We start from the raw sequence: 7,117 nt of genomic DNA, 5'->3' as shown, positions 1-7,117 counted from the left end.
ACTAGCCTCTATAAATCTGTACAGGGTATTAGCACTAAAGCCTATTTGAAATAATATGTTATTTATTAAGAAGAGATAAAATATGAATATATATAATTTTCTAAAATTTTATACAAATTTAACAAGAACATTAACTGTTGATATAGGCTTACAAAAGTTATATAAATTAAGAAAGCCTATAAAACCTTATGCTTTTATCCGTGTGCATAATGAGATTAAAACTATAGATACCTGTTTTAACAGTTTTTTATCTTGTTTATCTGGTGGTGTGATAGGATTTAATTCTTGCACAGATGGTACAAAAGAATATATTTTAGATTTTTGTAAGAAATATCCGCAATTTATTCCTTTGGAATACCCTTTTGACCTAATACCTCCTTACGATGAAAGATACAAAGAAGATATTATAAATGAAAGATATAGATTAGATACCTATTATAATTTTGTTTGGGAAAAATTACCCAAGAATGAATGGATAATTAAGCTAGATGCAGATCATATTTGGGATACAGAAGCTTTGGAAGATCTCTGTCGCTTACCTGTTAGAAAACGAGACATTGTTATTTTGAGTAGAATGAATGTTCATTGTCAAAATAATATCGTTTATGTTAATAAAATTAACCCTATAGTAGAACCAGGAGATAGTTGGATTTTGTATAATGAAGATATTAAATTTGATTTTTATCGAGGCTGGGAGAAAAAAAGATTTATAGCTTATGAAATTCTCTATTTACCTAAGAGACATAGAAAGATATTTAGTATCTTAGCTAATTGGCACTTCCCAATTGTTAAAAGTCATCGTTCAACATTTAATAAAGATGAATGGATACCATTACGTGAATTTGATATGAAACAATACATTAAAGAGAATAAGCTTGAAGGGCGCATTCCTGAACATATGCTTGATGAAAATAATATATTGGAAAACTTTAATAAATTTAACTTAAGATAAGTAATGGACATACTTGTTTGTTTACTATACCTATTGATAAAAGGTTTTCTTAGATGATTTCCATTGTAAGAAAAACCTCGCATAAGCGAGGTTTTTTTACTTTATAACTATTTTGAACTTGGAATTTTGAAACGGCTATTGAAGCGTTCAACACGGCCGCCGGTATCTACAACACGTTGTTTACCGGTATAGAATGGGTGACAGTTACCACACACATCAAGGTTGATGTCTTTACCTAAAGTTGAACGGGTTTTAATCACATTACCGCATGAGCAAGTCGCTGTGATTTCTTTATATTCTGGGTGAATACCTTGTTTCATAGAAAACCTCAAAATGAAGCCACGCCGCTATAAGAACTTTCTTCTTACACCGCGTGAGTTAATAATCGCCGTTATCCGGCACCAAATAGACCGCAAATTATACTGAAAAAATCAGATTGATCAAGAGGGGCTAAATGGTAAAATCTCCCCTTGTTTTCTTTGAGAAACAATAAAAATTTATTTAATTTTTTGACCGCACTTTTGACTCAGGAAAGTTATGTTAGCCCAATCTTCCCCTAATGCTCCTTTTGCACAATCCGTACTACAATGGTATGACAAATTCGGACGTAAACACTTGCCTTGGCAACAAAACAAAACATTGTATGGCGTTTGGCTTTCAGAAGTGATGTTGCAACAAACGCAGGTTGCAACCGTTATTCCTTATTTTGAACGATTTATCAAAACTTTTCCAAATGTGACCGCACTTGCTAATGCTTCACAAGATGAAGTGCTTCATTTGTGGACAGGGCTAGGCTATTACGCACGAGCGCGAAACTTGCATAAAGCGGCACAAAAAATTCGAGATGAATTTGATGGAAATTTCCCCATTGATTTTGATCAGGTTTGGGCATTACCGGGGGTGGGGCGTTCTACTGCCGGTGCAATTTTATCTTCCGTATTGGAGCAACCGTACCCGATATTAGACGGAAATGTAAAACGTGTACTTTCACGCTATTTTGAAGTAAAGGGTTGGTCAGGAGAGAAAAAAGTAGAAAATCATTTATGGCACTTAACCGAGCAAGTCACACCGATGGAGCATGTGGCGGATTTTAATCAAGCTATGATGGATATTGGCGCTATGCTCTGTACACGAACAAAACCCAAATGTGATCTTTGTCCTCTGAAAAAAGACTGTTTAGCCTATAAAAATGAAAGTTGGACACAATTTCCCGCTAAAAAACCCCAAAAAACGTTACCGGAAAAAGAAACATATTTTTTGATTCTGTCGAAAAATGGCAAAGTATGGTTAGAACAAAGGGAAAACTCAGGTTTATGGGGCGGATTATTTTGTTTTCCACAATTTGAATCACAAGAAGATTTACAGGCTTATTTAATAAGCGAGGGAATCTCGCACTATCAAGCTTGGTCAAGCTTTCGTCATACCTTTAGTCATTTTCATTTAGATATTCATCCTATTTATGCTGAAATAGACAATATTCAAGCTGAACAGGAAAATCGAGATTGGTATAAAGTGATGGAAAAAACAAAAGAATATAAACCAAATCTATCAAGTGCGGTCAAATATTGGTATGATCCGAAAAATCCTCAACAAATCGGGTTGGCACAACCTGTAAAAAATCTATTAACACAATTTGTAAGGAGTAATCATGGCGAGAATAGTATTTTGTGAGCATCTCAAAAAAGAGGCTGAAGGTTTAGATTTTCAGCTTTATCCCGGTGAGTTGGGCAAGCGGATTTTTGACTCAATCAGTAAGCAGGCTTGGGGAGAATGGATAAAAAAACAAACGATGCTCGTCAATGAGAAAAAACTCAATATGATGAATACGGAACATCGTAAATTACTCGAACAGGAGATGGTAAATTTTTTGTTTGAAGGCAAAGATGTACATATTGAAGGCTATGTTCCCCCATCAAATTAATGGCAATAAAATAATGAAAAAGTATTTGTTATTGGCATTACTGCCACTTTTGTATGCTTGTGGTGATTCGTCTAACCGTCATCGAGGTATTAATTACGATGAAGTGTTTGCGAAAGACACACAAGGATTGGATATTCTCACCGGACAATTCTCTCATAATATTGACCGCATTTGGGGGGTTAATGAACTGCTTGTTGCGAGTCGTAAAGATTATGTGAAATACACTGATTCTTTTTATACTCGTAGCCACGTGAGTTTTGATGAAGGTAATATTGTGATTGAGACTCAAAAAGATCTCAATCGATTACATAACGCCATTGTACACACTCTATTAATGGGATCGGATGCAAAGGGAATTGATTTATTTGCGTCAGGTGATGTGCCAATTAGTTCAAGACCTTTCCTGTTAGGGCAAGTAGTCGATAATAATGGACAACAAATTGCAAACCAATTTATTGCAAGCAATTTTGCAACTTATTTAATTCAAAATAAATTACAAACCCGCCGATTACAAAATGGTAATATGGTACAGTTTGTTGCGATTCCGATGATTGCTAACCACGTTGAAGTCCGCGCACAAAAATATTTGCCATTGATACGCAAAGCTGCGCAACGTTATGGTATTGATGAAAGTTTAATTTTGGGAATTATGCGAACCGAATCCAGCTTCAATCCTTACGCCATTAGCTATGCTAACGCCATCGGATTAATGCAAGTCGTACCGCATACGGCAGGGCGTGATGTCTTTGAGATGAAAGGTCGGGGAGGTCAACCTTCTACACGTTACCTGTACGATCCGGCAAATAATATTGATGCCGGAGTAGCCTATTTATGGCTTCTACAAAACCGATATTTAGACGGTATTACTAATCCAACGTCTAAACGATTTGCGATGATTTCCGCTTACAACAGTGGTGCTGGTGCTGTATTACGTGTATTTGATAATGATAAAGATGAAGCTATTTACAAAATCAATCAAATGTATCCTGAACAGGTTTACCGTATTTTGACAACGGCACATCCGTCATCACAAGCACGTAACTATCTTTTGAAAGTCGATCAAGCACAGAAAAAATTCCGTGTAAGACGATAGGCTATCATCAAAAATTCTATATAAACCTAGTCTTAGCTTAAAGGTGATCGTCCAGCGCTCACCTTTCGTTCAACAAGTATCCTCTCTAATAATTCATAGCACCAATGCTCCCGAACTAATTTTCAGGCATGCGAATTTTAGTCTGTGAAAAAGTAAATTAATGTGATTAAATCACCATTTTTCAACCTTTTCTCGGAAATAACTACAAAAGCTTGTTACAGGAAATATTTCTTCATTATAGTTTCTTAATCCGGGGGGGGGGGGCGATTTTCCACTCAAGTATAATGTTTGGAAAGAGGTTTTTTTAGCTATTAAGTGTTGATAAATTTCGCAACCAAAAGACTTTAGGTAAATGTAAAATACTTTGTCATCAGATAAAAAATGATTGTAATGCTTCCGTTTACGCAAAATCAAACAATCAAATCATCAATATTTTTGACCGCACTTGATATATATCCACTATTCAATTACCCCAAAATGTTAATCTCATCCAAAGGTAAGTAACTTAGTATTGGTTTTTTGTTGGATACTCATAAGCTATTTATGAATGACTTTGTATAAATTACCGCATACTTAATTTAAAACATATTATCGATAATAGTAAGGAAAAGTAAGTAGTAAAAAGCAAGCATCAATCTGTTTATTTCTTGCTCACCTAAAGATGTTTTTTTAGCCTCTTGTTAGTTATTTACTTTTTTGTTTCACAAAGTGTTTGATTTCTATATTTATATTTGATATAAATTCGCCTGAAAGGCTGCCAGCCAGCCTTTTGTATACAAAAGGGGGATCTTTTTCTTGCGAAAAAGATCCAAGACTGGATGTTCAAAGTTTTAAATATTATAAAGGTATTTCGAAATGAAAAATTCTAAATTAGTTAAATTTAGCTTAACGCTTGTATGCGCTGCTATCTTATCAGCTTGTGGTTCAAGTGGCGGTTCAGATAATTCAGCTGCTGAAGCTAAAGCTAAAGCCGAACAAGCTCAACAAGCTGCTGCTAAAGCTAAAGCAGAGGCTGAAGCTAAAGCTAAGGCTAAAGCCGAAGCAGAAAAAAAAGCAGCTGAAGAAGCAGAAAATAAAGTTAAAAATTCAGCAGTTTTTGGTCACAAATTAGTTAAGAAAACAGATTCTAATTTCATTCTTAACATTGAAGGTGAAGATAAAACTAGAAAATCTTCTGAGTCTACTGGTCGTTCAGACAAAATGGATGTTAAATTACATCCAAGCTTAGATACTGTTGTTGTATCTATTCCTTTAGATAAAAACGGTAATCCAGTTAAAAATGCTCCTATTGGCTATGTAGAAGATTTTGATTTCCGTGGTAATACAAATAACACTACTGGTGAATTTACTTTAGGACACATTTATAACACAGCTAATGGCGAAACAAAAACAAGTGGTCAAGCTCGTGGTGTTAAAACTGATACTAAAACAGAAACAGCAGGAACAAACACTGGTTCGGCTTTAGTTTACCAAGAGGGCCGTACTAACTATATTCCAACTGATGACGTAGTAAAAGGTTCTAACTCCAAAGTTGCTGTGAGAAATGATTTCCGAGATCGTAAAGATACTGTAGCTGAAGTTTATGGACACAGAACTTTTGTTGATGGAGATTCACTAAAAGGAACAGAGGCGACAACTACAGTAGCTGGTAAAACTACATTAGCTGGTGAGACTACATTAGCAAATGCACCATTCTTAGCAAAAGATAAAAAAGACTCTTATGCTTATAAAGATGGCAAACTTAACCACGTTCAATACGGTCGTGTAACATCAAGATTAGATGATGTTGAATTAGCACAAGTCAAAAAAGGTGTGGATGCTGGTGAAAATGGCACCAGAGTAGTAAGTTATGGAGAGTACGGTGAAAAAGGTACTGAAAATAGCTACTTCTATCGTGGTACAGATGAAAGAGATGGTGTTGTTTACAACGCTAACTTAACTCGTGATCTAGCTAAAGCTTATCATGGTGCAGATAAAGCATCTGGTGAGTTAAATTATCAGGGTCATGCTGTAACTTATGGCTTTACACACGTTGCGCCAAACGCAAATAAACCAGATGTAAGTAAAGTTCCTAATGCAATTGGTGAAAATCCAACATATGATCTACCACAGCTAGTAAGTGGTACCCACGTTGCAGCTAAAATTGACTTAGCAACTAAAGGTGTAACTGGTCAATTATACGATGTATGGTCTGTTGACGGTAAAAAATCTAACCAACAAATTGCTAATTTTAAAGGTACTTTAGCAAACAATGGCTCTATCGAAGGTTCATCTACCCGTACTTTAGATAGTGCTGCAGGTACATTTAACGGTAACTTATTCGGCAAACAAGCTGAAGAATTAGGTGGTACGTTAGCAAGTAAATCAACTAATGCTAAAGAAAGCTGGGGTGCAGTATTTGGTGCTAAAGTTCAAGAGACTCCATATCAACCAGCAGGTAAAACCTCTGTATGGGGTGTTAAAACCGATAACAATAACTAATTTATATTATTGTTAGTCCTTATGTAAAAGCAGCTCTTAACATGGGCTGCTTTTATTTTATATTTAAATTTTTACGCTAAATTAAATAATTTTTGTGGAAAAACTATGGGATAGTTTATATGAAAAAATCAACCTTATTCCTTTTAACCTTTTGTACTGTATCTTCTATTACCTACGCAAATACTTTTCATGAAAGAGATCCTGAACAAACGAAGATTAAAGCAACAAGTGGTTTAGATATTAAAACTCTCAAAACAGATTTATTAAGACAGGAACAATTGTCAACTGAAGTAGAGAAAAATACTCATGAACAAAAATATATACACTATACAGGAAGACAACTTGTTGAGAACCCTGAAATCTTAGAAAAGCTTATTGTAGATGCATTAGTAACACCTAATAAATCTATATTGCCAGGATATATCAAATTATATAAAAATGTACCAAATGCCGATCCTTCTTTGGTTGATTGGGCGAATGCTATTTTACTGAGAGATTCTGATTTAAATAAATCAGTAGAAGCTTATAGAAAATTACTTTCTCACTTTCCTGATAATCATTTTATTCGCTATCAATTAGCAGAAACTCTATTTTATAATCAAGAATTTAAAGCCTCTAAATCTCAATTTGAAAAATTAAGAGCAATCAAAACGATTAATCCAAGAGATAT

At 34.8% G+C, this 7,117-nt stretch carries 7 protein-coding genes; 6 read left to right on the top strand and 1 reads right to left on the bottom strand.

All coding sequences use genetic code 11. The annotated features are described in order from the left end of the window. Positions 1–82 precede the first annotated feature (82 nt). Positions 83–952, top strand: coding sequence for a hypothetical protein (locus BKK47_RS00045; protein ID WP_244149089.1), 870 nt, complete (start codon positions 83–85; stop codon positions 950–952). Between the two features lie 107 nt (positions 953–1,059). Here the strand turns inward: BKK47_RS00045 and rpmE are convergent, their stop codons facing one another. After that, entirely contained in the window at positions 1,060–1,272 is a 213-nt protein-coding gene (gene rpmE, locus BKK47_RS00040; RefSeq protein WP_005655540.1) for a 50S ribosomal protein L31, read from the bottom strand. A 217-nt stretch (positions 1,273–1,489) separates the two neighbouring features. Between rpmE and mutY the strand changes: the two genes are divergently transcribed. The 5 genes from mutY to BKK47_RS00015 all read left to right on the top strand — a co-directional run. Beyond that, positions 1,490–2,623, top strand: coding sequence for an A/G-specific adenine glycosylase (gene mutY, locus BKK47_RS00035; protein ID WP_077492914.1), 1,134 nt, complete (start codon positions 1,490–1,492; stop codon positions 2,621–2,623). Further along, positions 2,601–2,873 carry an oxidative damage protection protein gene (locus tag BKK47_RS00030; protein ID WP_077492913.1) on the top strand — a complete coding sequence of 91 codons (273 nt, stop codon included), beginning with the start codon at positions 2,601–2,603 and terminating at the stop codon, positions 2,871–2,873. Before mutY ends, BKK47_RS00030 begins: the two co-directional genes overlap by 23 nt. A gap of 13 nt (positions 2,874–2,886) precedes the next feature. Beyond that, entirely contained in the window at positions 2,887–3,966 is a 1,080-nt protein-coding gene (mltC, locus tag BKK47_RS00025; protein WP_077492912.1) for a membrane-bound lytic murein transglycosylase MltC, read from the top strand. Between the two features lie 855 nt (positions 3,967–4,821). Further along, positions 4,822–6,447 (top strand): transferrin-binding protein-like solute binding protein, encoded by a 1,626-nt coding sequence (locus BKK47_RS12395; RefSeq protein ID WP_077492911.1) that lies wholly within the window; start codon positions 4,822–4,824, stop codon positions 6,445–6,447. Between the two features lie 119 nt (positions 6,448–6,566). Next, positions 6,567–7,117 (top strand): tetratricopeptide repeat protein (locus BKK47_RS00015; RefSeq protein ID WP_482822352.1); only part of this gene is annotated, 551 nt, incomplete at its 3' end.

The sequence above is a fragment of the Rodentibacter mrazii genome, assembly GCF_001998825.1.
In the GTDB taxonomy this organism is placed as follows: Bacteria; Pseudomonadota; Gammaproteobacteria; order Enterobacterales; family Pasteurellaceae; genus Rodentibacter; species Rodentibacter mrazii.
The sequence above is the reverse complement of the archived record's forward strand: the minus strand, read 5'-3'. Positions and strand labels throughout refer to the sequence as shown.